This window comes from Antarctobacter sp. (genome assembly GCF_965277915.1).
In the GTDB taxonomy this organism is placed as follows: Bacteria; Pseudomonadota; Alphaproteobacteria; order Rhodobacterales; family Rhodobacteraceae; genus Antarctobacter.
This window is the reverse complement of the sequence record NZ_OZ255849.1, coordinates 3960715-3985988: the sequence shown is the minus strand read 5'-3', so window position 1 is coordinate 3985988 and position 25274 is coordinate 3960715. Positions and strand designations below refer to the sequence as shown.

The following is a 25274-nucleotide window of genomic DNA, read 5'->3' as shown; positions in this document are numbered from 1 at the left end:
AAAGATGGGCGATAGCGACGACTCGTCTAACGCGGCGCAAAGCGCGCCACTGACGGGAAAAATGAACGGACACGGGCCGCGGCGCAGTTTCTGGCAGCGGTTGTTCGGCCGAGGTGGCGAGGAACCCTCGCCGCACGGCTCTGCGGCCCAGAGCGCGCCACGGGCGCACGACAGGCCGGTTCACGGCATGATCAACCTGCGCCGGATGCGGGTCGAGGATGTGGCCATTCCCAAGGCCGAGATCATCGCCGTGCCCAACACGATCACCAAGGAGGATCTGGTCACCGTGTTCCGCGAAAGCGGCATGACGCGGCTGCCGGTCTACGAGGGGACGCTGGACACGCCGGTGGGCATGGCGCACCTCAAGGATTTCGCCTTGCAGCAGGGGTTCAACGGCACCGGCGGGCGGTTCAACCTGAAACGGATGCTGCGGCCGCTGCTTTTTGTGCCACCCTCGATGCCCATCGGCGTGCTTCTGACCAAGATGCAGACCGAACGCCGGCACATGGCGCTGGTGATCGACGAATACGGCGGGGTCGACGGGCTGGTGACGATCGAGGACCTGATCGAACAGGTCATCGGCGAGATCGAGGACGAGCACGACACCGACGAGGACCAGTTCTGGACCCGTGAAAAGACCGGGTGCTACCTGGTGCAGGCCAAGACCCCGCTGAGCGATTTCGAGGGCGAGCTGGGCCTTGCGCTGACCGACCACGACGACATCGACGAGGAAGAGATCGACACGCTGGGCGGGCTGGTCTTCATGCTGGCGGGCCGGGTGCCCGCGCGGGGTGAGGTCGTGCCGCATCCGGCGGGGCTGGACTTCGAGGTGGTCGATGCGGACCCGCGCCGGATCAAGCGGCTGCGGGTGCGTCGGTCGAACGGTTCGCGCGGCGAGGCCGCCGCCACGACCGCGCCAGCGCCGGTGGCCGAGGCGCAACCCGCCAAGGCCGACGCGGGCCATGCCTGACAACCTTGCGGCCGGTGACGGCCGCACGGTCGCGGGCCCTGTGCCGGGCTGGATGCGGCTGCCGCTGGCGGTGCTGTCCGGCGTCGTCATCGGGCTGGGCCAGCCGCCCTACGACCTTTGGTACCTGGGCTTTGCGGGCTATGTCGCGGCGGTCTGGCTGTTCCTGGTGACGCCGGGCGGGCTGCGGTCGGCGGGCACGGGCTGGGCCGTGGGGCTGGGCTATTTCGGCTTTTCGATGGGCTGGATCGTCGAGCCTTTCTTTGTCGATGCGGCGGTGACGGGCTGGATGGCGCCTTTTGCACTGATCGGCCTTGCCGGCGGTCTGGCGCTGTTCTGGGGATTGGCGTTCCGGCTGGCCTCGCAGGGGCGCCATCCGGTGGTCGCGCTTGTCCTGGCGTGGAGCCTGGCGGAAATGGCGCGCGCCTATGTCCTCACCGGCTTTCCCTGGGCGCTGGTGCCCTATGTCTGGTTGCCGGTGCCGGTGATCCAGTGGGTCTCGGTGGTCGGGCCGCATGGGCTGACGCTGATGACGCTGGCGGCAGCGGCGCTTTGTGCGCTGGCGCTGCGCCCCGGAGGCGCGCGGGCGGGGCTGGCGGGCCTTGTCCTGCTGGCGGTGCTCTTCGGCGGCGGCGTTCTCCTGACCCCTGCCGCGCAGGACCTGGCGGCGCGCCCGGTGGTGCGGCTGGTCCAGCCCAACGCCCCCCAGCACGAGAAATGGGATCCGCAAAAGATCCCCGTCTTCATGCAGCGCAAGCTGGACTTCACCAGCGCCGCACCTGCCGAGAGCGGGGCGGCGCCCGCGCTGATCGTCTGGCCGGAAACCAGCGTGCCCAGCCTGCTGAACCGCGCGGGGCCGACGCTGGACCGGATCACCGAGGCGGCGGGCGATACGCCGGTACTGCTGGGAATCCAGCGGGCGGACCAGGCGGGCTATTACAATTCGCTGATCGTGCTGGCGCCCGGCGGCGGGGTGCAGGCGCTTTACGACAAGCATCACCTGGTGCCTTTCGGGGAATACATGCCGGCCGCGGCGCTGTTCGCGCGGTGGAACATCGCCGGTCTGGCCGCCCGGGCCGAGGGGGGCTACACGCCCGGACCGGGGCCGCAGGTGATCGACATGGGCCCCCTCGGGAGCGCGCTGCCGTTGATCTGCTACGAGGCCGTCTTTCCGCAGGATGTGAACGGCGCGCCGCTGCGGCCGGACATGCTGATCCAGATCACCAACGATGCCTGGTTCGGCACCTGGTCGGGGCCTTACCAGCACCTGGCCCAGGCCCGTATCCGCGCCATCGAACAGGGGCTGCCGATGCTGCGGGCGGCCAATACCGGGGTCTCGGCTGTGATCGACGGGGCCGGGCGGGTCCTTGCGACCATTCCGCTGGGCGAGGCGGGCTTTGCCGATGCGCCGCTGCCGCCGCCGCTGCGGCACACGTTTTACAGCCGTTCCGGGGATCTGCCCGCGGCATTGCTCATCTTTGTGGCAATTGCATCGCTTTGGGCGGGGCGTCGCCGCCGCAGGTTGCCAGAAACCGATTGACCCCGCGCCCTGCGCCGCGTACCCGCATTCGGACAGCAAAACCCGTCACAACGGCTTCCTGGCGTGACGGCGTCATCAATGGAGCACCCCATCATGTCCCGACAGAACTACACTTTCACCTCCGAGTCCGTCTCGGAGGGGCACCCGGACAAGGTCTGCGACCGGATTTCCGACGCGATCTTGGACGCATTCCTGGCCGAAGACCCGCTTGCGCGCGTCGCCTGCGAGACCTTCGCCACCACCAACCGCGTGGTCATCGGGGGCGAGGTGGGCCTGACCGACCAGGACAAGCTGGCCGAATACATGGCCAGCATCCCCGACATCGCCCGTGCCTGCATCAAGGACATCGGCTACGAGCAGGACAAGTTCCACCACGAGACCGTGGAAATCACCAACCTGCTGCACGAACAGTCCGCCCATATCGCGCAGGGCGTGACCGGCCAGCAGGGCGACGAGGGCGCCGGCGACCAGGGCATCATGTTCGGCTATGCCACGGACGAGACCGACGCCCTGATGCCGGCGCCGATCCAGTTCAGCCACGCGATCCTGCGCCGCCTCGCCGAGGTGCGCAAGAACGGCACCGAGCCCAAGCTGGGCCCGGATGCCAAGTCTCAGCTGTCGGTCCGCTACGAGGACGGCAAGCCGGTCGGCGTGACCTCGATCGTGCTGTCGACGCAGCACCTGGACGAAAGCATGTCCAGCGCCGAGGTTCGCGCGCTGGTCGAACCCTACATCCGCGAAACCCTACCCGAGGGCTGGGTTTCCGATGAGACCGAATGGTGGGTGAACCCGACCGGCAAGTTCGTCATCGGCGGGCCGGACGGAGACGCTGGCCTCACGGGCCGCAAGATCATCGTCGACACCTATGGCGGGGCCGCGCCCCATGGCGGCGGTGCCTTTTCGGGCAAGGATCCGACCAAGGTGGACCGGTCGGCGGCCTATGTCGCCCGCTACCTGGCCAAGAACGTGGTTGCCGCGGGCATGGCGGAACGCTGCACCGTGCAGCTGTCCTATGCCATCGGCGTGGCCAAGCCGCTGTCGATCTACGTCGACACGCACCAGACCGGCCAGATCGAGGCGCGCGCCATCGAGGCGGCGATCCCCAAGGTGATCGACCTGACCCCGCGCGGCATCCGCACCCACCTGGACCTGAACAAGCCGATCTATTCGCGCACCGCCGCCTATGGCCATTTCGGCCGCGCCCCCGAGGCGGATGGCGGGTTCTCCTGGGAGCGGACGGACCTGGCCGAGGCGCTGAAGAAGGCGGTCTGACGGCGGCGTCATGCCTCTGCCCGCCTCCCCCCGGGGGGATATTCGGGCCAGGACGACACAGCAGAGGCGCTCCCGTCGCGGGGGCGCCTTTCCTTTTTCCGGGGGCCGCTACCTTTACGGTGTGAAATGTGACCAAGGAGGTTCCGTTATGATCCGCACCGTTTTCGCTGCCGCCGTGATGCTGGCGGGCGCAGCACAGGCCGAGATCCAGGCCGGCTATCACCAATACACCGTGGGTGAGCGCAGCTACGAGGGCTATGTCGCCACCAACACCGCGATAACGCCCAAGGGCACGGTGCTGATCGTGCATGACTGGGACGGGATGACCGCCTACGAGGAGCGCCGGGCAGAGATGCTGGCGGCGCTGGGCTACACGGCTTTTGCCATCGACGTCTACGGCGCCGACGAGGACCCCAAGACCGTGGACGAGAACCGGGCCCTGTCGGGGGCGCTTTATGGCGACCGCGAGGAATTTCGCGCACGGCTGATTGGCTCGATCATGGAGGCGGCCAACATCGCCGGGGCGACGGATGACATCGTCATCATGGGCTACTGCTTTGGCGGGGCGGCGGTGCTGGAAGCGGCACGGGCCGGGGCGGACCTTGAGGGATTTGTCAGCTTCCACGGCGGGCTGGGCACGCCCGAGGGGCAGGATTACAGCGCCACCTCTGCGCCGGTCATGCTGTTCCACGGCAGCGCCGACCCGGTGTCGGGCATGGGGGATCTGGCCGCCCTGCTGGACCAGTTGCAGGGCGCGGGCGTCGAACACGCGGCGCAGGTCTTTGGCGGCGCGCGGCACAGCTTTACCGTTTACGGGTCGAGCGACTATGATCTGACCGCCGACCAGGGGTCCTGGGAGGGGCTGCTGGGCTTCCTCGACAACCGGCTGTGATGCGATTGCTGATCCTTGCCCTCGGCCTTTTGTGGCCGGGGGTGCTGTTGGCCAATGATTGGGACGCGCTGGACCGGCCAGGTGCCTTTGCCCTGATGCGCCATGCGCTGGTGCCCGGCACGGGGGATCCGGTCGGGTTCGTCCTGGATGACTGCGCCACGCAGCGCACCCTCGACGCGCCCGGACGGGCGCAGGCGCGGGCGATCGGGGCGGCGTTTCGCGAGCGCGGGCTGCGCTTTGACGCGGTGCTGAGCAGTCAGTGGTGCCGCTGCCTTGAGACTGCCGAGCTGCTGAAACTGGGGGAGGTGACGCCTGCGCCCGCGTTCAATTCCTTTTTTCGCGACTTTGACCGGCGCGGTGCGCGGACCGCTGCGGCGCTGGACCTGCTGGAGGCGCGGGGCGACCGGCCCATCGTCGTCACGCACCAGGTCAACATCAGCGCGCTGACCGGACGGGGCACGCGGTCGGGCGAGGTGTTGGTGGTGCGCCGCAATGGTGACGCGCTGGAGGTGCTGGGCAGCATCCTGATCGCCCCTTGAGCGGGCATGAGGCCGCAGGAGCCTTGCGCGATCCGCTCGTGGAGGCTAAGCGCCCGGGCCATGACCACGTCAAACAAGCACCCCGGCGCCCCCTGGCGCAATTTCTACGGCCGCGTGAAGGGCAAGACCCTGCGGCCGAAACAGGAAGAGTACCTGCAGGAGGACCTGGACCGGCTGTCGCCCGGTGCGGTCGACTGGGAAGAGAACCCCGACCGGGTGCCCCTGGATCTGGGCGCGCTGTTCGACGGCGCGCCGGTCTGGCTGGAAATCGGGTTCGGCGGTGGCGAACACATGGTGCACCAGGCGGTCGGAAACCCCGGCGTTGGCATCATCGGAGCTGAGCCTTTCATCAACGGGGTTGCGATGCTGCTGGGCAAGATCCGGGAGGCGGGGGCCGAGAACCTGCGCGTCTACCCCGGTGATGCGCGCAACCTCTTCGACGTGCTGCCCGACCAGTCGATCGCCAAGGCCTTTCTGCTGTACCCGGACCCCTGGCCGAAGAAGAAACACCACCGGCGGCGCTTTGTGACGCAGGAGTACCTGGAGCCGCTGCACCGGGTACTGAAACCGGGGGCCGAATTCCGCGTGGCCACCGACATTCCTGACTACGTGCGGCAGACGCTGGTCGAGGTGCCGAAGGCCGGGTTCACATGGACTGCCGAGGGACCGCAGGACTGGCGAGAGCCCTGGGATGACTGGCATTCGACCCGTTACGAGCAGAAGGCGCTGCGCGAGGGGCGCGTGCCGCATTATCTGACCTTCCGCAGGCGGTGAGCGGGGAGGGGGCGCTGATCTGCCGTTGTTGGTATTGGGACTGTTGCATTTTGCGGTCCTGTTGCGGGCAAATTTTGTCGGGTGAGGTGCCCGAGGACCCGCCCGACGCCTTTTGGGCAACATCGTTCACGGCCGAGATCATCCTGTGCGCGGTCCGCGCATTTCGCCGAAATCCGCGGCCCTCTCAGTATACTGCGCCGCGCTGGCCGAGCGTGCAGTCGTTGTTGATCGCTGTGCAGTTTCTCGCCGGGTTCCGAAAATCGGGCCCAAGCAGACCAATGCACCGATAGGAATAGGCGCTGGGTCAGCCTGGCCTTGTATCTTGACGAAGCTTATGTGCCGGTCGGCGGGCAGTGGCGCTATCTGTGGCGCGCCGCTGGAACACATGGCCGATTGATCGATTTTCGGCTGAAGGTCCGGTGCGTTTCCGTGGCTTCCAAAGTTTTTGTGCGCAGTGCCATCCAACGCGCGTTCGGCAGCATCACGCAGGTTGGTGGAAAACGACGCAATAACCGAACCGAGAGCGATCATGCCGCGCTGAAACGGTTGCTTGGCTATCGGCAGCGCCTCAGGACATAGCAAACGGCGAAATCAATTCTCTGCAGTATCGAAGTCATCCGAACCACCGAAAAGCAGCACATTTCGAATACGGGCCAGGCATCGCCTGAGAGATCGCGTTGGGGCATCAAGCTTTCGGACTTTCTGCGTGAACAACGGTCAGAATGGCATTACGTTCGGTCGCTCAAGTTTTTGCTACTGTCCCTGCCGATCCGCCCTACCGCCTTCGGGATTCGAAAAGAAGGCGATCGCAAGGACTGCGTATTCAGGATCTCCAGGAGAACCTGCGCGGGTTCGGACAAAGGCTGCGAGGCCGGCAGAACCAGTTTCAGCTCGCAGGGAATGCTTGGGCTGAAAGGGCGGATTTCTATCTCCATGTCCGAATAGGCGTCCGCGGTGAGGAAATCCATGATCGAGACGCCCATGCCACTGGCGACCAGGCTGCAGATCGGACCGGTATAGGTGGAATCGAGGATGACGTTTGGCGTGACGGACGCGTCGTTGAAAGCCTGTAGCAGGCGCTTTCGCATCAGGCTGCTTTCCGAGATCAGAAGCAGCGGTGTTCCGGCGAGATCGGAAGGTGTCACGACGTCGAGTTCGGCGAGTGGATGCCCTTTGGGCAGCACGGTCACCAGGCTGGTTTCAGGCATTTCACGGATTTCGACACCTTGGACATCCAGTGGAAGCAGCGCCAGACCGATGTCGAACCTGCCCTTTTCAATATGCTCGACCACCTGGGGGGAGGTCCCGCTGAACAAGTTGATCGAGACATCAGGGCAGCGCGCGTGAAACTCTTTGATGGCCTCGGGCAAGAGGAAATACGAGTGGCCGACCGTCGACGCCACCCTCAACCGTTTTCTGCGAAATTCACCCAGGTTGGTCGCAAATTCCACCATCTGTTCAAGCTCGCCATAGCAGCGCTCGACCTCGGCATACAGGGCAAAGGCATCCTTGGTGGGCTCGATCCGCCCGGCATGGCGAATGAAGAGTTTCAACGCGTATTGCTCTTCAAGATCCCGGATCAGGCGGCTCACCGCCGGCTGGGTGACGCCCAGAACCTCTCCGGCCTGTGTCATGTTGCCGGTCTCGATCACGGCGCGGAAGGCCTCGATCTGGCGAATATTGAAGCGGAGCATGGTTTCGTACCCCATCAGGTTTCGTTATGGGCAGATGATATTAAAGAATTTGCTTTATGCCCACCCACGAAGGAAACATTGCGAAACACCGATCCGCCAGTCCGGCGCCGAGGAGTGTTGACAGCCTGGTCTAAGCGGTCGCAGGGAGGCGGCACTTGGCCGACGAAGGGCTGAACCAACAAGGAGGAAACTGTCCATGAACCTGACGAAGCTGGCCCTTTGCGCCGCCCTCATGAGTTCGGTTGCGCTGCCTGGATTGGCGGGCAAGGCAACCGATACGTTGAACTGGGCGACCGACAAGGAAGTCGCAGTTCTTGACCCTTATTTCAGCGTGACGCGCGAGTTGGTGATCATGGGGCACATGGGCTGGGATGGCCTTGTCCTCTACAACAGCGAAACTGGCGAATTCGATCCGTTGCTGGCCACCAGCTGGGAATGGGACGGCAACACCGCGGTGGAATTCGAGCTGCGCGAGGGGGTGGTGTTTCACGACGGCAGCAGTTTCGACGCCGACGACGTGGTTTATACCATCAATTTCCTCGCAAACGCGGAAAACGCGGTGCCAGCACAATCTGTGGTCGGCTGGATGAAAGGCGCCGAAAAGCTGGGCCAGCACCGGGTTCGGCTGGAGCTGAAAGAACCCTTCCCGAACGCTTTCGCCTATCTCTCCAACGAGATCATGATGATGCCCGAAGGGCTCTATGACAACGCGCCGTTGGCCGCCGATGGTACCCGGGACCTTGCGGCTGTCACGCCCGTAGGCACGGGGCCCTACAAGTTGGCCGACGTCAAGCCGGGCGACTTCGTGTTGTGGGAAAAGAACGAAGACTATTTCGAGGGTGGCCCAAAGGGCACGCCTGAAATCGGCAAGATCAACTTCCGTACCATCAAGGAAAACAACACCCTGCTGGCCGAGCTGATGACTGGCGGGCTTGATTGGGCATGGGACGTGCCCAAGGAGCAGGCGCTGCGACTTGAAGAAACCGGCCAGGTGCAGGTGGTCAACGAGAAGACCTTGCGGATCTCCTACATGGCCTTTGATGTCGACGGCAGTTCTGGGCAGGACTATTTCACCGATAAGAAGGTGCGCGCCGCGGTCGCCCATGCCATCAACCGCGAGGCCATCGCCAAGGAGCTGGTAGGCCCGGCGGCTGAAGTGATCCATTCCGCCTGCCACCCCGATCAGTTCGCCTGTACGCAGGATGTGGCGAAATACGAGTATGATCCCGAGAAGGCCAAGGCGCTGCTGGCCGAGGCAGGCTATCCCGACGGGTTCGAGTTCGACCTCTACGGCTATCGCCAGCGCGAGTTCACCGAGGCGGTGATCGGGGACCTGGCCGCCGTGGGCATCAAGGCCAACCTGAACTGGCTGCAGTATCGCTCGCTTCTCGGTCTCGTGCAGGAAGGCAAGACGCCGGTGAACCACATGACATGGGGGTCGAGCTCGATCCCGGACGTGGCCGCGATCACCAGCCATTTCTTTACCGGCAGTTCTGATGATCCGGCCAAGGATCCGCGCACCGCCGAGGCTCTGAGACGCGGCGACACGTCGGTGGACCCCGAAGAGCGCAAGGCGGCCTATGCCGAAGCGCTGGGGATCATTGCCGAAGAGCTCTACTGGCTGCCGATGTTCACCTATGCCAAGTACTATGTGTTCTCCAACGATCTCGACTTCACGCCGACCTCGGACGAGATCCCTCGGCTCTACGAAGCCAAGTGGAAGTGATCTGCGACTGACAGTAAGCAGAGGTATCCCGGGGGCGCACCCCCGGGACATTCCACCCCCGAATGCAATCCAGACTGGCACGAGGCTGACCGAATGTTGGCATTCTTATTTAAACGCGTAGGCGTGGCACTGCTTGTGGCGCTGACCGTTTCGGCGATTACCTTCTCGATGAACTTCCTGACCGGCGATCCCGCTATCGCCCTTGGCGGAGAGAACGCGACCGCGGCGGACCTGAAGGCAATCCGCGAGTTGCATGGCTATGACAAGCCGATCCCGATGCAGTTTCTCACCTGGCTGGGAAATGCGGTGCAGGGCGACCTCGGTCATTCGCACTATCTCAACCAACCGGTGGCCGAAGAGATCTTCTCGCGCCTTCCGACGACCATGACACTGGGGTTCTGCGCCTTGCTCTTTGCGCTGGCGTTGTCGATCCCGCTGGGGGTCTTGGCCGCAATCCGGCCCAACAGCCTGCTTGACCGCGTGGCATTGACCATCGCCGTGGTAGGGCAGGCGATGCCAAGTTTCTGGTTCGCGCTGACAATGATGCTTTGGTTCGCTATCAACTGGCGCATCCTGCCGGTCTCGGGCACCGGAACCTGGGCGCATTTCGTGATGCCCGCCATTGCGCTGGGGTATTACATCACACCCGGCGTCATGCGGCTGACCCGCGCCGGCATGATTGAGGTGCTGCGCTCGGATTACATCCGCACCGCCCGCGCCAAAGGTGTCAGCAAATTCTCCCTTTTGTTCAAGCACGCCCTGCGCAACGCGATCATCCCGGTGGTATCGCTTGCGGCGGTGCAGTTCGGCTTCATGCTCGGCGGGTCGATCGTGATCGAGACGATCTTTGCCATCAACGGGCTGGGCTTCCTGGCCTGGGAGTCGATCCAGCGCGCCGACCTGCCGATGATGCAGGCGATCGTTCTGGTGCTCAGCTTCTTCTACATCGCACTCACCCTCTTTGCCGACGTGCTGAACGCCTGGCTGGACCCACGCATCAGGATCGGATGACATGAGCACTCTGGATCAAGACGCCCCCAAGACCCTCGACGCCGGTACCGTGCATTCGCCCATGCGAATGATGATGTTCCAAGCCTCGGCGCACCGCGGCCTGATGCTTGGCGGGCTGGTTATCGTGACCATCGTGCTGATCGCGCTCTTCGCCCCGCTGTTGTCGCCGCATGACCCTTATGAGCAGGTATTGTCGCGCAAGCTGATCCCGCCCGTCTGGTTCGACAGCCCCAAGGCGACCTGGGATCATATCCTGGGCACCGATCACCTGGGCCGCGACATGCTTTCGCGCCTGATGTACGGCGCGAGGATCTCTTTGCTGATCGGCTTCTCCGCCATGCTGATCTCGGGTGTGATCGGTACCGTCCTGGGCATCTGTGCGGGCTATTTCGGCGGCCGCGTCGATATGGTGATCAACTTCATCATTACCACGCGACTTTCGATGCCGGTGGTGCTGGTGGCGCTGGCGGTGGTCAGCATCGTCGGCTCCTCGCTGACCGTGGTTATCTGGGTGCTGGGCCTGCTGATCTGGGATCGCTTTGCTGTGGTCATGCGCTCGGCCACGCAACAGGTGCGGCAGCTGGACTTTGTGGCCTCGGCGCGGTCGCTGGGCAGTTCAACGCCACGCATTCTCTTCGTCGAAGTGCTGCCCAACATCTCGAACCACATCATCGTCATCGCGACGTTGGAAATGGCCCATGCCATCCTGCTGGAAGCGGCGCTGTCCTTCCTGGGGCTCGGCGTCCAGCCGCCGGCGCCGAGCTGGGGCCTGATGATCTCGGACGCCAAGGGGCTGATGTTCTTCGATGGCTGGCTGATCGCCGTACCCGGGACCGCGTTGTTTCTGCTGGTGCTGGCCATCAACCTTGTCGGCGACGGGCTGCGCGACGTCACCGCACCGGAGGACCGCAACTGATGCAGGCGCAGATCCAACACCAAACGGGGGAAATGACCGTGACCGAGACCGCCAAGCCGGTTCTGTCGATCCGCAACCTGACCGTGGCACTGCCGGTGAACATCGAGCGCGCCAACGCGGTCGAGAACCTCAGTTTCGAGGTGCGGCCCAAGGAGATCCTCTGCGTGGTCGGCGAATCCGGCTCCGGCAAGTCGATCACCTCGCTGGCGACAATGGGGCTTCTGGCTTCAAGCCTGAAGGTTACCGGAGGCCAGATCGAGTTTGACGGCCGCGATGTCCTGAAGCTGGGCCAGGCAGCGCATAATGCGCTGCGCGGCGACCGCATGGCGATGATCTTCCAGGAGCCGATGACCGCGCTTAACCCGGCCTATACCGTCGGCGACCAGATCGAAGAGGTGTTTCGGGTTCACCGTGACTATGGCGCCGCCGAACGCCGCAAACGCACGCTGCAATTGCTGGAGGAAGTGCGTCTGCCTGATCCCGAACGCTTGTTCGGCTCATATCCGCACCAGCTCTCGGGCGGGCAGCGGCAGCGGATCATGATCGCCATGGCGCTGGCGCTTGAGCCGAAGCTGTTGATCGCCGACGAACCGACAACCGCGCTCGATGTCACAACCCAGGCGCAGATCCTCAAACTTCTCAAGCAGTTGAACGCGCGTCACGACGCGGGGATTATGTTCATCACCCATGATTTTGGTGTGGTTGCCGAGATCGCGGACCGGGTGGTGGTGATGCGCCAGGGCGAGATCGTCGAGCAGGGCACCGCCGACGAAGTTCTGAACAATCCGCAGCACGCCTACACGCGCGCGCTGATTGACGCGGTGCCGCGCCCGGCAGAGCAAGGCCAGGACAGCGTGTCGGACAGCCCGGTGGTGATCGACGTGGAGGGGCTGCGCAAGACCTTTCACACCGCCGGTACGCTGTTCAAGAAGAGCCGCACGGTGCACGCGGTCAAGGATATCTCATTTCAGGTCCGCCGCGGCGAGACGCTTGGCATTGTCGGCGAAAGCGGATCGGGCAAGACCACGCTGGTGCGCTGCCTGATGCGGCTGATCGATCCCGACGCGGGCAAGATCAACATCTCCGGTGTCGATTTCGCCAGCCAGACCTCGTCCGAACTGCGCCGCCATCGCAAGGACATCCAGATCGTCTTTCAGGATCCCTACGGCTCGCTCAACCCGCGCCGCACCATCGGCAGCCAGTTGATCGAAGGCGCAGTGAACTTTGGCGTGCCGCGCAAGGAGGCTTGGGAACGGGTTTACGAGTTGCTGGATATCGTCCGGATGCCGCGCTACTCGGTGCACCGTTATCCAAGCCAGTTTTCCGGCGGCCAGCGTCAGAGGCTCTGCATCGCCCGCGCGCTCGTGGTCAAGCCCAAGGTCCTGATCGCCGACGAGGCGGTGTCGGCGCTTGACGTGTCGATCCAGCGCGAGGTCCTCAAGCTGATCAATGACATCCGCGACCGGATGGGCCTGACGGTGATCTTCATCACCCACGACCTGCGTGTCGCGGCGCAGGTCTGCGACGAAGTGTTGGTGATGAAGCATGGCGAGGTGGTCGAGAGCGGCGGTGTCAGCCGCATTTTCAACGCACCCGAGCACGAATACACCCGCGCGCTGATCGCGGCGCAGCCGGGGCAGGACTGGGAGATCCCCGAGATGGCGGAATATTCCGGCGATGCAGACCGGAATTTGGTGGCCCTATGACCGAAGCCGTTTACGATTTCATCATCATCGGGGCCGGTTCCACCGGTTGCGTGCTGGCCAACCGGTTGAGCGCGCGGCCCGGCCTTAAGGTGCTGCTGCTCGAGGCGGGGCCGAAGGACCGCAACCCGTGGATCCACATTCCCATTGGCTATTACCGGACGATGGACGATGCCAGGATCAACTGGAGCTATCGGACAGATACTGTGCCGCATACCGCCGGACGTGCCTTTGACTGGCCTCGCGGCAAGGTGCTGGGTGGCTGCAGTTCCATCAATGGGCTGGTCTATGCCCGGGGACAGGCCGAGGATTTCGACCATTGGCGTCAACTCGGCAACGTCGGCTGGGCCTTTGAGGACGTGCTGCCCTATTTCCGCCGCGCCGAGGGCGCCTCGATCGGTGATATCGACGAGGAGTTCCACGGCCGGGACGGCCCGCTGGGCGTCAGCCGGGCCAGCGCCAACCCGCTCTGTGACGCCTATATCGCGGCGGCCGCTGAGGCCGGTATTCCGACCAATCCCGATTACAATGGCCGCACCCAGGAGGGCGCCGGTTATTTCCAGGTGACCACGCGCAACGGCTGGCGCAGCAGCGCCGCCACCGCCTATCTCAAACCGGCCCGCAAACGCGCCAACCTGCATGTGCAGACCGACACGATGGTGCGCCGTCTAATCGTCGAGGGTACCCGCGTCACCGGCGTCGAGATCGAGCGCGGCGGCAAGGTCGAGGTGCTCAAAGCGGGGCGCGAGGTGCTGCTGGCGGCGGGCGCCATCAACTCGCCGCAGGTCCTGCAACTGTCGGGGATCGGCGACGGCGATCGGCTGCGCGAGACAGGCGTCAATGTCGTACACGACCTGCCGCAGGTGGGCGAAAACCTTCAAGACCATTACACCTGTCGTAGCACCTATCGTTGCGCCCAGCCGGTAACCGTCAATGACGAGGTCAAAAGCTGGCCGCGCAAGGTGGCCTCGGCGCTGCGCTGGCTCAAGGACCGCTCGGGTCCGCTGTCGCTCTCGGCCGGGCAGGTCGGGGTCTTTGCCAAGACCCGGCCTGATCTGGCGACGCCGGACGTGCAGTTCCACTTTCTGCGCTACAGCGCGCAGAAACGTGGTCGCCAGCTCGATCCGTTTTCCGGGTTCACCGTAACCATGTGCCAGTTGCGCCCTGAAAGCCGCGGGCATGTGCGGATCACGACGCCGGACCACCGGCAGAAACCCGCGATCCAGCCCAATTATCTCGATACCAGTACCGACCGGGACACGATGGTGGCTGGCATGAAGCTGGTACGCCGCGTGGCGGCCCAGCCCGCGCTGTCGGATTACATCAGCGCAGAGATGCTGCCGGGACGCGAGGTTCAGGACGATGCGGCGCTGCTCGATTATGTTCGCGCCAACGGGTCGTCGATCTTCCACCCCAGTTCCACTTGCCGCATGGGCATCGACGCAGGGGCCGTGGTCGATCCCAGGCTGCGGGTTCATGGGCTGACGGGGCTTCGCGTCGCCGACGCCTCGATCATGCCGACATTGGTCTCGGCCAATACCAATGCTGCCTGCATCATGATCGGCGAAAAGGCCGCAGACATGATCCTCGAGGATATCGCCTGACATGACACTGATACGAAAAAGACGCGAGCTTTGAGATGAAGATCAAGGATATCAAAACCTTCGTGGTCGGCAACGCATCGATCCACCGGGGCGGGCCCTACTGGGTCTTCGTCAAGGTGACCACCGACACCGGAATCGTCGGATATGGCGAAGTCTATGGCGTAGCCTTTCACCCCAAGGCGTTGACAGCGATGATCGACGACCTCTTCGCTCGGCATTTCGAAGGCGCCGACCCGTTCAAGATCGAACGCCACTTCCGTCATGTCTATTCCGCCGGCTTCTCCCAACGCCCCGATCCAACGGTCATGGGTATTTTCAGCGGCATCGAGATGGCGCTTTGGGACATCATCGGCAAGGCGCTGGACAAGCCGATCTACGAGCTTCTCGGCGGCCAGGTGCACGCGCGGTTGCGCAGCTACACCTATCTCAATGCCCCGCCCGAAGCGGCGTCGAACAAGAAGGTCTACGACGATCCCGATGCCGCGGCCGAACGTGCGCTGGAGTATTTGGCACAGGGGTTTACCGCGCTCAAGTTCGATCCAGCGCGGCCCTATACCGCCTTCGATCCGCGGCAACTGTCGATGGAGACGCTGGATTTCGCCGACCGTTACACCGCGCGGGTGCGCGAGGCGGTGGGTGCGCGCTGCGATATCCTGATTGGCACCCACGGCGAGATGTCGCCCTCGGGCGCGCTACGTCTGGCGCGGCGGCTGGAGCCGCATGATCCGCTGTGGTTCGAGGAACCGACGCCGCCAGACAATATCGCCGGCATGGCGCGGGTGGCGCAGGGCACGCGCATCCCGGTTGCCACCGGCGAGCGGCTGACCACCAAGTACGAATTCGCCGATCTTCTGCGTCAGGACGCGGCCTCGATCCTGCAAATGAACCTTGGTCGGGTGGGGGGCCTCCTGGAGGCCAAGAAGATCGCCTCGATGGGCGAGGCGTTCCACGCCCAGATCGCGCCGCATCTTTTCTGCGGTCCGATCGTGGGTGCCGCCAATATCCAGCTTTCGGCCTGTAGCCCGAATTTCCTGATCATGGAGGGGATCGAGCAATGGGGTGGCTTTCATGCCGAGATCCTCAAGACGCCGATCCAATGGGAAGAGGGCTACATCATCCCACCCGCGGCGCCCGGTCTGGGGGTCGAACTGGACGAAGAGGTGGCCGAGGCCAATCCCTACGCCGACGACCGGCTGCAACTGCGCATGGGCGACGAGCCGGCATGAGTGACACGAACGGAGCAGACAGAAACATGAAGAACCCATTCTCCCTCACCGGCAAGGTCGCCATCGTCACCGGCGGCAGCAAGGGAATCGGCCTTTCCATCGCACATCACCTGGCCGCGATGGGCGCGAAGGTGGCCATCGCCAGCCGCAAGATCGAAGCCTGCGAGGCGGCGGTGAAGGAGATCGAGGCGGAGGGCGGCGAAGCCATTGCCGTGGCCTGCAACATTTCGCGCCGCGACGAATGCGAGGCACTGGTGGCCAAGACGCATGAAACTTGGGGTCGCATCGACATCTTCGTTGCCAACGCCGCGGTCAATCCGGTCTACGGGCCATTGGCCGAACTCTCGGACGAGGCCTTTGACAAGGTGATGACGTCGAACGTGCACAGCGCCATCTGGTTCGCCAATGCCGCCATGCCGCAAATGGCCGAGGTAGGGGGCGGCGCCTTCATCATCGTCTCTTCTATCGGTGGGTTGCGCGGCTCCGCCACCCTGGGCGCCTACGGCATCTCGAAAACCGCGGACGTCGGCGTGACCCGCTCGCTGGCGGTCGAATGGGGGCCGAAGAACATCACTGTGAACTGCATCATGCCGGGGCTGGTGAAGACCGATTTCGCCCGCGCGCTCTGGGAGAACCCCACCCTGCGCGACGACCGCATTGCCCGCACGCCGGTCCGGCGTCTGGGCGAGCCCGAGGACATCGGCGGCGTCGCGACTTTCCTGGCCGGTCCAGCGGCGAGGTTCATCACCGGAGAGGTCATCGTCGTGGACGGCGGAACCACCATTGTCGGCCCATAGCGCCGATCTGATCTGAACATCTGACATCGCCGCAGGAGATGGCGCAACGGCTCAATTCGAGCCGGTGGTTTTCTGCGGCCTGAACACAGGCCCCGCGCCGAAAAAATGGAGATATATCAATGGATTTCGATCCCAGCCCCAAGGTCAAGGACCTCAGCGCCCGGCTAACGGCCTTCATGCAGGAACACATTTATCCCAATCAGGACCTGTATGCGCTGCAATTGCAGGAGATGGGTTATGGCGTCGAGCACTGGGAAAACTGGGGTGCGGTTCCAATCATCGAGGAGCTCAAACCCAAGGCCCGCGAAGCCGGGCTGTGGAACCTCTTTCTGCCGGAAAGCCGCCGCGGCGGCGGGCTGACCAACCTCGAATACGCGCCCCTCTGCGAGATCATGGGGCGCGCGCCGTGGTCGGCCGAGGTCTTCAACTGCTCGGCGCCCGACACCGGCAACATGGAGACGCTGGAGCGCTTCGGCACCGAGGCGCAGAAAAAGGAATGGATGGAGCCTCTGCTGGCGGGCGAGATCCGGTCATGTTTTTCGATGACCGAGCCGGAAGTCGCCTCGTCTGATGCACGCAACATCAGCCTGACGATCAAGCGCGATGGCGACGAATATGTCATCAACGGCCGCAAGTGGTGGACCTCAGGTTCCGGCGACAGTCGCTGCAAGCTGTTCATCGTCATGGGCAAGACCGACCCCGAGGCCGAGCCCTACCGCCAGCAGAGCATGATCCTGGTTCCGCGCGATACCCCCGGCCTGACGATCAAGCGGATGATCCCGGTGTTCGGCTTTTCCGACGCGCCGCACGGGCACGGTGAAATCATCTATGACAACGTTCGCGTTCCCGCCGCCAACATCCTTCTCGGCGAGGGCCGCGGCTTCGAGATCGCGCAGGGACGGCTTGGACCGGGACGCATCCATCATTGCATGCGGATGATCGGGCAGGCCGAAGTCGCGCTTGAGAAGATGTGCAGGCGGTCGCTCGAACGTCGGCCCTTCGGCAAGCTCCTGTCCGATCAGGGCGTCACACGCGAGCGCATCGCCCAGTCGCGCATCCTGATCGACCAGGCCCGGCTTCTGACGCTGAAAGCAGCGGACCGGATGGACAAGGTCGGCAACAAGGAAGCCCGGAAGGAGATCGGCATGATCAAGGTGGTCGCCCCCAACATGGCCGCCCAGGTCATTGATTGGGCGATTCAGGCGCATGGCGCCGCCGGCGTCTCAAACGATTTCGGCCTGTCGTATGCCTATGCCCGGGCGCGCGCCATCCGTCTGGCCGATGGCCCCGACGAAGTCCACCAGAACCAGATCGCGCGGCTTGAGTTGCGCAAGTATCAGACCGAGGAGCGCTGAGATGTCCCTTCCCGAAACCATCGGCTTTGTCGGCCTCGGCCAGATGGGTGAGCCCATGGCAGCCTTCATCGCCCAGGGCGCCACGCCGCTGATCTGCTATGACCGAGTGCCGGGTCGCGCGCCCGAGGGTGCCACCGAGGCGGGCAGCTTGTCAGAGGTGGTCGCCAGCGCCGATACCCTCTTTTTGTCGTTGCCCGATGGCAACATCGTCAACGCCGTGGCAGCCGAGATCGCCGCGCTACCGGATGTGGCGGGCAAGGTCGTCATCGACATGTCGACTATCGGCCCCGCGGCCGCCAAGCAAGCCTGCGCCGCGCTGACCGGCGCGGGCATGACCTTCATCGACGCCCCGGTAAGCGGAGGACGGCAGGGGGCGCTCAAGGCGGCGATTACCGTGATCTGGTCCGGCCCGAAGGCCGAGTTGGAGCGTCACCAGCCGGTGCTTGACCTGTTCAGCCGAAACACCTTCCACGTCGGCGACACGCCGGGGCAGGGGCAGGCGGTGAAGCTCCTGAACAACTTCCTTTCCGCCACCGCGATGGCCGCAAGTTCCGAGGCGGTGCTGTTTGGTCTTTCGCACGGGGTAGAGATGAAGACCATCCTCGACGTGGTGAAAGTCTCGACCGGCAACAATACCGCCATCGAGGACAAGTTTCCCAACCGCATCCTCACCGGCAGCTACGACGCGGGCTTCTTTGCCGAGCTTCTGAACAAGGACGTGCGGCTCTACAGCCAGTTCGTCGAGGAGGCGGGCACGTCGAACCTGATGGGCCAGCGGGTGGCCGAAATCTGGCAGCAGGTCGAAGAGGCGCTGCCGCCGCAGTCTGATTTCACCCGCGTCTTCGAGGTGCTTGAAAAAAGGAGTGCGTCATGAGTTTCGAGCGTCCCTACGAAGGGTTGAAGGTGGTGGATTTTAGCCAGGGCCTCGCGGGTCCCTACTGCGGCATGCTGATGGCGCAGCAGGGGGCCGACGTCATCAAGGTCGAGCCGCAGGGCGGCGACTGGGCGCGTCTGATTGGCGGCGTCTATGGCGACCATACCGCGTATTCCATCGTCGCAAATTGCGGCAAGCGGGCGTTGGCCATGAACCTCAAAGCCGAGCCCAGCCGCGAGATCGCCGCCAAGCTGATCGCGGAGGCCGATGTCTTCATCGAGGGTTATCGCCCCGGCGTCGCCGAACGGCTGGGCTATGGTTATGAACGGCTGCGCGAGATGAACCCGGGGCTGATCTATGTCTCGATCTCGGGCTTCGGCCAATGCGGCCCTATGCGCGACCGCCCGGCGATGGACCCGATGCTGCAGGCCTTCAGTGGCTTTGTGGCCGAAAACACCGGCCCCGACGGAACACCTCATCACACCCCGGTCAGCTATTTCGACATGTCCACCGGACTCTATGCTCAGCAGGCGCTGGCGGCGGCGCTCTATGCTCGCAAGGATGGCGCCGAGGGTCGCAAGATCGAGGTCAGCCTGCTGGAGGCCGCGGCAAGCATTCAGGCGGTGCGCCTGCTCAGCGGCTACCGTACCGGACCGCGTCGCGCCTCTACCGCCCCGTCCGGGACTTTCAAGACCTCCGATGGACACATTCAAATCAACATTGTCCGGGACCGCGAGTTCAAGATCTTCTGCGACCTGCTGAAGCTCGACGAGCTCTGGGCCGAAACGAAGTATCACACCATCGCCGGACGGCTGGCTGAAATCGATGTCCTCAATGACTACGTGGGCCGTTTCACCGCCGACTGGAAAGCGGAAGAGCTATCGGAGCTGCTCAGCAAGGCCGGATTGCAGAACGAGGTGGTCCAGACCTACCGCGAACTGGTGCACCATCCCCAGGCCGAAGCCGTGGGCGTCTTCTCTTGGTTGCAACAGGCGGGTGCCAATGACCCTTGGCCGGTGCCCAACATACCCGGAATGCCCGCCTTCCGGCCCGGTGACCCGCAGGCGCAATCGCCCACCGTTGGCCAGCACACTCGCCAGATCCTCAATGAGCTGGGCTACGGCAAGGAACAGATCGACACACTCTATGCGGAGGGTGTGGTCGCGTGACCAACTCGCAGGACAAGGACAGACAACATGGATGACAAATTTTTCGAGCTTGGGCTGGAACAGCGCAAGAAGGTGGTCGGCGCGGAATACGTCGAGCGCAACCTCGCGGCCGCCGACGATTTCAGTCGTCCCTTTCAGGAGGCGATGACGGCCTGGTGCTGGGGCTTCGGCTGGGGCGACGACACCATCGATCACAAGACCCGCTCGATGCTCAATCTCGTGATGCTGGCGGCGCTCGGCAAGATGCACGAATGGGAGATCCATTGCCACGGCGCCATCACCAACGGCGTCAGCAAGGACGAAATCCGCTCGATCATCCACATCATCGGCATCTACTGCGGCGTCCCACAATCGCTCGAATGTTTCCGACACGCCCGCAAGGTGCTGGAAGACCGCGGCCTGCTGGATGCGGCGGACAAGTGACAGGAAGGCGGGACACGTGACAACACTCGACAAGCACTACATCGATGGCGCCTGGGTGGCGGGGCACGGCGGGCAGGATTTCGCGATCCTGAATCCTGCGACCGAAGCGCAGATCGGCACCGTCACACTGGGCACGGCGGCGGAAGTGGATCGGGCCGTCGCCGCGGCCACCCGCGCCTTCGAGAGCTATTCCCGGACGTCCCGGGAAGAACGGCTGATCCATTTGCGCGCGCTGAAGGCGGCGCTGGAGAACCGGCTGGACGATATGGGCCAGGCCATCAGCCAGGAGATGGGCGCGCCGATCACCTTGGCCGTCAACGCGCAGGCCGGCTGCGGCCCGCGCCATGCGGCTGCCTTTATCGACGCGTTGGAGGCCTTGGACGAGAGCTATGCGCTGCCCAACGGAGATATCATCCGCAAGGAACCGATCGGCGTCTGCGGACTGATCACGCCCTGGAACTGGCCGATCAACCAGATCGCACAGAAGGTGATGCCGGCCTTGGCCGTGGGGGCGACCTGCGTGTTGAAACCTTCCGAGCACACGCCGCTCTCGGCTGCGATTTTTGCCGAATGTGTGCACGCGGCGGGGATCCCGCCGGGCGTCTTCAACCTCGTCTTCGGCGATGGTACCGGTGTCGGCGCGGCGCTGTCGCGTCATCCGGATATCGCGATGATGTCCTTTACCGGCTCGACCCGCGCCGGGGCAATGGTCTCGCGTGACAGCGCCGCGACGGTCAAGCGAGTGGCGTTGGAACTGGGCGGCAAGTCGGCCAATATCGTCTTTGCGGATGCGGACCTGGAAACCTGCGTGCCGGCTTCGGTCAAACGCTGTTTTCTCAACACGGGGCAGGGGTGCAATGCGCCGACCCGGATGCTGGTAGAGCGCGACTGCTACGACCGCGTGCTGGAGTTGGTGCGCGCCACGGCCGAGGCACAGAGGGTGGGCGACCCGTCGAAGGCGGGCGACCATATCGGCCCGCTTTTCGATCGGATGCAATACGACCGGGTGCAAGAAATGATACAGGCGGGCCTGGACGCAGGCGCGCGGCTGTTGGCCGGCGGCCTCGGGCGGCCCGATGGCATCGACCGGGGCTGGTTCGTCAAGCCCACGGTCTTTGCCGATGTCACCAATGACATGCGCATCGCGCGCGAAGAGATCTTCGGCCCGGTGCTCTCGATCATCCCCTTCGACGACGAGGAAGAGGCGCTCCGCATTGCCAACGACAGCGACTACGGCCTGGCCTCCTATGTTCAGACCGGCAGCGCCGCGCGTGCCCGGCGGGTGGCCGCAGGACTGCGTGCCGGCGTGGTCGCGATCAATGGGCAGGGGGCCAGCTACGGCTCGCCCTTCGGAGGTTACAAGCAATCCGGCAATGGCCGCGAGGGCGGGGCCTTCGGGCTGGAGGAATACCTTGAGGTCAAGGTGATGCCTTCGATCGAGGCCATGGAAAAGGCCGGTCGCTTCACCGCGGCCTGAACGGAGAAAACCATGTTGGACGCCTATATCTATGACGGTCTGCGCAGCGCCTTTGGCCGCCACGGCGGTGTGCTGGCCGGCATCCGCCCTGACGACCTGATGGCCCAGGTGATCGCTGCACTGATGAACCGCAGCGACCTCTCGTCCGAGGCCGTAGAGGACGTGGTCATCGGCAATGTCTGCCAGTCGGGCGAGGACAGTCGCAATGTCGCACGTTTTTCCGCGTTGCTGGCGGGGCTGCCGGAAAGCACCGGTGCGCAAACGGTCAACCGGCTCTGTGGCTCAAGCATGTCGGCGGCGCTCGACGTGGCGCGCGCGGTGACGCTGGGCGAGGGAGAGTTGTGCGTCGCGGGCGGGGTCGAAAGCATGACCCGCGCGCCCTTCGTTCTGCCGAAGTCCCCGGCGGCCTGGAGTCGGCAGTCCGAGATCCACGATGCCACCGCCGGAAAGCCTTTCCCAAACCCGGCCTTCCGCGAACGCTTTGGCAGCGAGACCATGCCGCAGACCGCCGACAACCTGGCGCGGGAGTTCGACCTGACCCGCGCGGCATGTGACCATTTCGCGGCGGGCAGCCAGCAGAAGTACCAAACCGCACGCGCGCGGGGCTTCTACGACGACGAGATTACGCCGGTCACCATTTCGGGTCGCAAGGGTGTCGAGACCACCGTGACCGAAGACGAACACCCGCGGCCCGACACCGGTTTCGAAAAGATGGCGCGCCTGCGCCCGCTCGACCCCGAGGGCGTTGTGACCGCCGCCAATGCCTCGGGCATCAACGACGGTGCCGCGGCGCTCCTGATCGGTCGGCGGGGCCTGGGGCCGCGGCCGCGTGCGCGTATCCTTGCCGGGGCGGTGGCGGGCGTGCCGCCGCGGGTCATGGGCATCGGGCCGGCCATTGCCATCCCGAAGGCGCTGGACCGCGCCGGGTTGAGTCTGGCGCAGATGGATGTGATCGAGATCAACGAGGCCTTTGCACCGCAGGTGCTGGCCTGCTGCGCGGCGCTGAAAATCACGCCAGAGGATTCGCGGCTCAACCCCAACGGCGGTGCCATTGCACTGGGTCATCCGCTGGGCGCCTCTGGCGCGCGGCTTGTCCTGACCGGGCTGCGACAGCTGGAGGCCACCGGCGGGCGCTATGCCTGCCTGTCGATGTGCATCGGCTTTGGGCAGGGCATCGCGCTGATTATCGAGCGCACGGAATGAAGGAGGGCAGAGCCATGAAGGACGCCGCAAACCCCATCGTCCAGATCGAAACCGAAGGTGAGATCGGGTTGATCCGCCTTGCCAAGCCGCCGGTCAACGCGCTCGGGGTGGCGCTGCGCGATGCCGTTCACAATGCGCACCAAACCTTGCTGGAGGATGCCGGCATCCGGGCCATCGTACTCTATGGTGAGGGGCGGTTCTTTTCGGCCGGGGCCGACATCAAGGATTTCGGCAAGGCAGACGTGGAGCCGACCTTGCCGCAGGTGCTCAAGGCGCTGAACGACAGCGCCAAGCCGGTCGTGGCGGCGCTGCACGGAGTGGCTTTCGGCGGCGCGCTGGAACTGGCCCTGGCCTGTCACATCCGCGTTGGGGTGCAGCGGCTGCGGATTGGTCTGCCGGAGGTCAAGCTGGGGCTGCTGCCGGGCGCAGGGGGCGCGCAGCGCCTGCCCCGTCTGACCGGGTTGGCCAAGGCCATCGACATCATCTGCACCGGACGCGAGGTCGGCGCCGAGGAAGCGTTGGAGGCAGGCATACTCGACCGGCTTGCAGAGGCCCCGGCGCGCGAGGCCGGTATTGCCGCGGCGCGCGACGTGCTGGCGGGCCGCTTGGCCCCCCGTCAGACCGACGTGTTGTGCGTGGAGGAAGACCAAGGCGCGATTGATGCGGCGCGTCAAAAACTTACCGCCAAGCGCCCCGCCTTGTCTGCACCGCTCAAGGCGCTGGAGGCAGTTTCCGCTGCCACCCTGCCAATCGACGCGGGACTGACCCTTGAGCGCGCGCTCTTCATGGAACTGATGGCGGGTGAGGAACGTGCCGGGTTGGTACATGCCTTCTTTGCCGAACGCGCCACCGGGCGGATTCCCGAGAAGGACGTTGCCCCACGCACGATCGGCGAAGTGGCCGTGATTGGCGGTGGCACGATGGGCGTGGGCATTGCGACGGCGCTGCTCATTGGTGGACATGATGTAAAGGTGATCGAAGCGCAGTCCGATCGGATTGCCACCGCCCGCGCAGGCGTGGAAGCCAACCTCGCCGGTGCCTTGAAACGCGGCAAGCTGAATGCGGCCGGACATGCTGCCGCGCTGGCCCGGCTGACCGCGACCGACAGCCTGGAGGCCGCAGCCGGGGCCGATCTGGTCATCGAGGCGATCTTCGAGGACATGGATGCCAAGACGGCGCTTTTCAAAAAGCTCGACGCGGTTTGCAAGCCGGATGCGATCCTTGCAACGAACACCTCCTACCTTGACGTGAACCGGATTGCCGCAGCCACTGGGCGGCCCGGCAGCGTTCTCGGTCTGCATTTCTTTTCCCCTGCCCATATCATGCGGCTGGTCGAGGTGGTCGCAGCCGACAAGACCGCATCCGAGACCGTGGCAACCGCCTTTGCGCTGGTCCGCGGGCTGGGCAAGGTGCCGGTGCGGGCCGGGGTCTGCGACGGCTTCATAGGCAACCGCATCCTGACGCATTATCGCCGCGCGGCCGAGTACCTGCTGCTTGACGGCGCCGGTTTCGACGAGATTGACGCCGCGCTTGAGGGCTTCGGCTTTGCAATGGGCCCTTTCGCCGTCTCCGACCTGGCCGGGTTGGACATCGCCAAGGCCACCCGTGACCGCAAGGCGGCGACCCGGCCACCCGACGAGCGCTATTCACCTATCGCCGACCTGATCTGCGAAGAAGGCTGGTTCGGGCGCAAGACCAGCCGTGGCTACTACCTCTATGAAGGCGGCAAGGTCACCGGGCCGAACCCCGGCGCGGTGAAGATCGTCGAGGCCGTGCGCAGGGCCCTTGGCATCTCCCCGGATCGCTTCACGGCAGCCCAGATCGTCGACCGCTGCCTGACCGCGATGATCGCCGAGGCGGTGCGCGTACTGGAGGAAGGCATCGCCCTGCGCCCGGTGGACATCGATGCGGTTGAACTCTTCGGCTACGGCTTCCCGCGCCATCGCGGCGGGCCGATGCACCAGGCCGACAGGATCGGTCCAGCGGAACTGATCCACCGCATAGAGACCTATGCCGAGGAAGATCCGCAATTCTGGCAGGTGCCGGACCTGCTGCGCCAGATGGAACGAGAGGGGCGCAGCTTCGCGGACCTGAATGGATGATCCGGCGATG

General features: G+C 64.5%; 22 protein-coding genes and 1 riboswitch. Of the genes, 21 read left to right on the top strand and 1 reads right to left on the bottom strand.

Annotation, left to right across the window (positions count from 1 at the left end; translation table 11 throughout):
* Positions 1-4 precede the first annotated feature (4 nt).
* From ACQY5B_RS20385 to ACQY5B_RS20355, 7 genes are all read left to right on the top strand, one after another.
* The gene (locus ACQY5B_RS20385) at positions 5-970 is read left to right on the top strand and encodes a hemolysin family protein (protein ID WP_420327727.1); all 966 of its coding nucleotides are present in this window, start codon (positions 5-7) and stop codon (positions 968-970) included.
* Positions 963-2507 carry an apolipoprotein N-acyltransferase gene (gene lnt, locus ACQY5B_RS20380; RefSeq protein WP_420327728.1) on the top strand — a complete coding sequence of 515 codons (1545 nt, stop codon included), beginning with the start codon at positions 963-965 and terminating at the stop codon, positions 2505-2507. Before ACQY5B_RS20385 ends, lnt begins: the two co-directional genes overlap by 8 nt.
* A gap of 39 nt (positions 2508-2546) precedes the next feature.
* A riboswitch (SAM-SAH riboswitch) is annotated at positions 2547-2593 on the top strand.
* Between the two features lie 7 nt (positions 2594-2600).
* The gene (gene metK, locus ACQY5B_RS20375; protein ID WP_305970758.1) at positions 2601-3779 is read left to right on the top strand and encodes a methionine adenosyltransferase; all 1179 of its coding nucleotides are present in this window, start codon (positions 2601-2603) and stop codon (positions 3777-3779) included.
* A gap of 148 nt (positions 3780-3927) precedes the next feature.
* Positions 3928-4671, top strand: a complete 744-nt coding sequence (locus tag ACQY5B_RS20370; RefSeq protein WP_420327729.1) for a dienelactone hydrolase family protein — start codon at positions 3928-3930, stop codon at positions 4669-4671.
* Positions 4671-5210, top strand: coding sequence for a histidine phosphatase family protein (locus ACQY5B_RS20365; protein WP_420327730.1), 540 nt, complete (start codon positions 4671-4673; stop codon positions 5208-5210). Before ACQY5B_RS20370 ends, ACQY5B_RS20365 begins: the two co-directional genes overlap by 1 nt.
* A 60-nt stretch (positions 5211-5270) precedes the next feature.
* Positions 5271-5984 (top strand): tRNA (guanine(46)-N(7))-methyltransferase TrmB, encoded by a 714-nt coding sequence (gene trmB / locus ACQY5B_RS20360; RefSeq protein WP_420327731.1) that lies wholly within the window; start codon positions 5271-5273, stop codon positions 5982-5984.
* Between the two features lie 315 nt (positions 5985-6299).
* Positions 6300-6563, top strand: coding sequence for a DDE-type integrase/transposase/recombinase (locus tag ACQY5B_RS20355; RefSeq protein WP_420327732.1), 264 nt, complete (start codon positions 6300-6302; stop codon positions 6561-6563).
* Positions 6564-6712: 149 nt separating this feature from the next.
* Here the strand turns inward: ACQY5B_RS20355 and ACQY5B_RS20350 are convergent, their stop codons facing one another.
* A complete protein-coding gene (locus ACQY5B_RS20350) occupies positions 6713-7693 on the bottom strand; it encodes a LysR substrate-binding domain-containing protein (RefSeq protein WP_420327733.1) in 981 nt (326 codons plus the stop codon).
* Between the two features lie 181 nt (positions 7694-7874).
* Between ACQY5B_RS20350 and ACQY5B_RS20345 the strand changes: the two genes are divergently transcribed.
* The 14 genes from ACQY5B_RS20345 to ACQY5B_RS20280 all read left to right on the top strand — a co-directional run bounded on the left by ACQY5B_RS20345 (position 7875) and on the right by ACQY5B_RS20280 (position 25264).
* Positions 7875-9404: an ABC transporter substrate-binding protein gene (locus tag ACQY5B_RS20345; RefSeq protein WP_420327734.1), complete on the top strand. Its 1530-nt coding sequence runs from the start codon at positions 7875-7877 to the stop codon at positions 9402-9404.
* Between the two features lie 93 nt (positions 9405-9497).
* Entirely contained in the window at positions 9498-10415 is a 918-nt protein-coding gene (locus ACQY5B_RS20340; RefSeq protein WP_305970751.1) for an ABC transporter permease, read from the top strand.
* Position 10416: 1 nt separating this feature from the next.
* A complete protein-coding gene (locus ACQY5B_RS20335) occupies positions 10417-11331 on the top strand; it encodes an ABC transporter permease (protein WP_420327735.1) in 915 nt (304 codons plus the stop codon).
* Positions 11331-13037 carry an ABC transporter ATP-binding protein gene (locus ACQY5B_RS20330; protein WP_420327736.1) on the top strand — a complete coding sequence of 569 codons (1707 nt, stop codon included), beginning with the start codon at positions 11331-11333 and terminating at the stop codon, positions 13035-13037. The genes ACQY5B_RS20335 and ACQY5B_RS20330 overlap by 1 nt, the downstream gene beginning before the upstream one ends.
* Positions 13034-14638, top strand: coding sequence for a GMC family oxidoreductase (locus ACQY5B_RS20325; RefSeq protein ID WP_305970748.1), 1605 nt, complete (start codon positions 13034-13036; stop codon positions 14636-14638). The genes ACQY5B_RS20330 and ACQY5B_RS20325 overlap by 4 nt, the downstream gene beginning before the upstream one ends.
* A 35-nt stretch (positions 14639-14673) precedes the next feature.
* Positions 14674-15864 (top strand): mandelate racemase/muconate lactonizing enzyme family protein, encoded by a 1191-nt coding sequence (locus ACQY5B_RS20320; RefSeq protein WP_420327737.1) that lies wholly within the window; start codon positions 14674-14676, stop codon positions 15862-15864.
* A 26-nt stretch (positions 15865-15890) separates the two neighbouring features.
* Positions 15891-16661 carry an SDR family NAD(P)-dependent oxidoreductase gene (locus tag ACQY5B_RS20315; RefSeq protein ID WP_420327738.1) on the top strand — a complete coding sequence of 257 codons (771 nt, stop codon included), beginning with the start codon at positions 15891-15893 and terminating at the stop codon, positions 16659-16661.
* A gap of 119 nt (positions 16662-16780) precedes the next feature.
* Complete coding sequence (locus ACQY5B_RS20310) at positions 16781-18016, top strand: acyl-CoA dehydrogenase family protein (RefSeq protein WP_420327739.1); 1236 nt, start codon at positions 16781-16783, stop codon at positions 18014-18016.
* 1 nt (position 18017) lies between these two features.
* A complete protein-coding gene (locus ACQY5B_RS20305; protein WP_305970744.1) occupies positions 18018-18890 on the top strand; it encodes an NAD(P)-dependent oxidoreductase in 873 nt (290 codons plus the stop codon).
* Positions 18887-20059, top strand: coding sequence for a CaiB/BaiF CoA transferase family protein (locus ACQY5B_RS20300; RefSeq protein WP_305970743.1), 1173 nt, complete (start codon positions 18887-18889; stop codon positions 20057-20059). The genes ACQY5B_RS20305 and ACQY5B_RS20300 overlap by 4 nt, the downstream gene beginning before the upstream one ends.
* 27 nt (positions 20060-20086) lie before the next feature.
* Positions 20087-20482: a carboxymuconolactone decarboxylase family protein gene (locus ACQY5B_RS20295; RefSeq protein WP_305970742.1), complete on the top strand. Its 396-nt coding sequence runs from the start codon at positions 20087-20089 to the stop codon at positions 20480-20482.
* A gap of 16 nt (positions 20483-20498) precedes the next feature.
* Positions 20499-21959, top strand: coding sequence for an aldehyde dehydrogenase family protein (locus ACQY5B_RS20290; protein WP_420327740.1), 1461 nt, complete (start codon positions 20499-20501; stop codon positions 21957-21959).
* 12 nt (positions 21960-21971) lie between these two features.
* Positions 21972-23162, top strand: coding sequence for an acetyl-CoA C-acyltransferase (locus ACQY5B_RS20285; RefSeq protein ID WP_420327741.1), 1191 nt, complete (start codon positions 21972-21974; stop codon positions 23160-23162).
* A 14-nt stretch (positions 23163-23176) separates the two neighbouring features.
* The gene (locus ACQY5B_RS20280; protein WP_420327742.1) at positions 23177-25264 is read left to right on the top strand and encodes a 3-hydroxyacyl-CoA dehydrogenase NAD-binding domain-containing protein; all 2088 of its coding nucleotides are present in this window, start codon (positions 23177-23179) and stop codon (positions 25262-25264) included.
* The last annotated feature ends 10 nt before the right edge of the window (positions 25265-25274 follow it).

Bases quoted from the DNA above. Each gene is read 5' to 3' on its own strand.
- ACQY5B_RS20300 (WP_305970743.1), top strand. From the start codon at position 18,887: ATGAGTTTCGAGCGTCCCTACGAAGGGTTGAAGGTGGTGGATTTTAGC.
- ACQY5B_RS20305 (WP_305970744.1), top strand. From the start codon at position 18,018: ATGTCCCTTCCCGAAACCATCGGCTTTGTCGGCCTCGGCCAGATGGGT.
- ACQY5B_RS20385 (WP_420327727.1), top strand. From the start codon at position 5: ATGGGCGATAGCGACGACTCGTCTAACGCGGCGCAAAGCGCGCCACTG.
- ACQY5B_RS20320 (WP_420327737.1), top strand. From the start codon at position 14,674: ATGAAGATCAAGGATATCAAAACCTTCGTGGTCGGCAACGCATCGATC.
- ACQY5B_RS20280 (WP_420327742.1), top strand. From the start codon at position 23,177: ATGAAGGACGCCGCAAACCCCATCGTCCAGATCGAAACCGAAGGTGAG.
- trmB (WP_420327731.1), top strand. From the start codon at position 5,271: ATGACCACGTCAAACAAGCACCCCGGCGCCCCCTGGCGCAATTTCTAC.
- ACQY5B_RS20325 (WP_305970748.1), top strand. From the start codon at position 13,034: ATGACCGAAGCCGTTTACGATTTCATCATCATCGGGGCCGGTTCCACC.
- ACQY5B_RS20310 (WP_420327739.1), top strand. From the start codon at position 16,781: ATGGATTTCGATCCCAGCCCCAAGGTCAAGGACCTCAGCGCCCGGCTA.
- ACQY5B_RS20295 (WP_305970742.1), top strand. From the start codon at position 20,087: ATGGATGACAAATTTTTCGAGCTTGGGCTGGAACAGCGCAAGAAGGTG.
- ACQY5B_RS20345 (WP_420327734.1), top strand. From the start codon at position 7,875: ATGAACCTGACGAAGCTGGCCCTTTGCGCCGCCCTCATGAGTTCGGTT.
- ACQY5B_RS20365 (WP_420327730.1), top strand. From the start codon at position 4,671: ATGCGATTGCTGATCCTTGCCCTCGGCCTTTTGTGGCCGGGGGTGCTG.
- lnt (WP_420327728.1), top strand. From the start codon at position 963: ATGCCTGACAACCTTGCGGCCGGTGACGGCCGCACGGTCGCGGGCCCT.
- ACQY5B_RS20370 (WP_420327729.1), top strand. From the start codon at position 3,928: ATGATCCGCACCGTTTTCGCTGCCGCCGTGATGCTGGCGGGCGCAGCA.
- ACQY5B_RS20285 (WP_420327741.1), top strand. From the start codon at position 21,972: ATGTTGGACGCCTATATCTATGACGGTCTGCGCAGCGCCTTTGGCCGC.
- ACQY5B_RS20340 (WP_305970751.1), top strand. From the start codon at position 9,498: ATGTTGGCATTCTTATTTAAACGCGTAGGCGTGGCACTGCTTGTGGCG.
- ACQY5B_RS20315 (WP_420327738.1), top strand. From the start codon at position 15,891: ATGAAGAACCCATTCTCCCTCACCGGCAAGGTCGCCATCGTCACCGGC.
- ACQY5B_RS20335 (WP_420327735.1), top strand. From the start codon at position 10,417: ATGAGCACTCTGGATCAAGACGCCCCCAAGACCCTCGACGCCGGTACC.
- ACQY5B_RS20350 (WP_420327733.1), bottom strand. From the start codon at position 7,693: ATGGGGTACGAAACCATGCTCCGCTTCAATATTCGCCAGATCGAGGCC.
- metK (WP_305970758.1), top strand. From the start codon at position 2,601: ATGTCCCGACAGAACTACACTTTCACCTCCGAGTCCGTCTCGGAGGGG.
- ACQY5B_RS20330 (WP_420327736.1), top strand. From the start codon at position 11,331: ATGCAGGCGCAGATCCAACACCAAACGGGGGAAATGACCGTGACCGAG.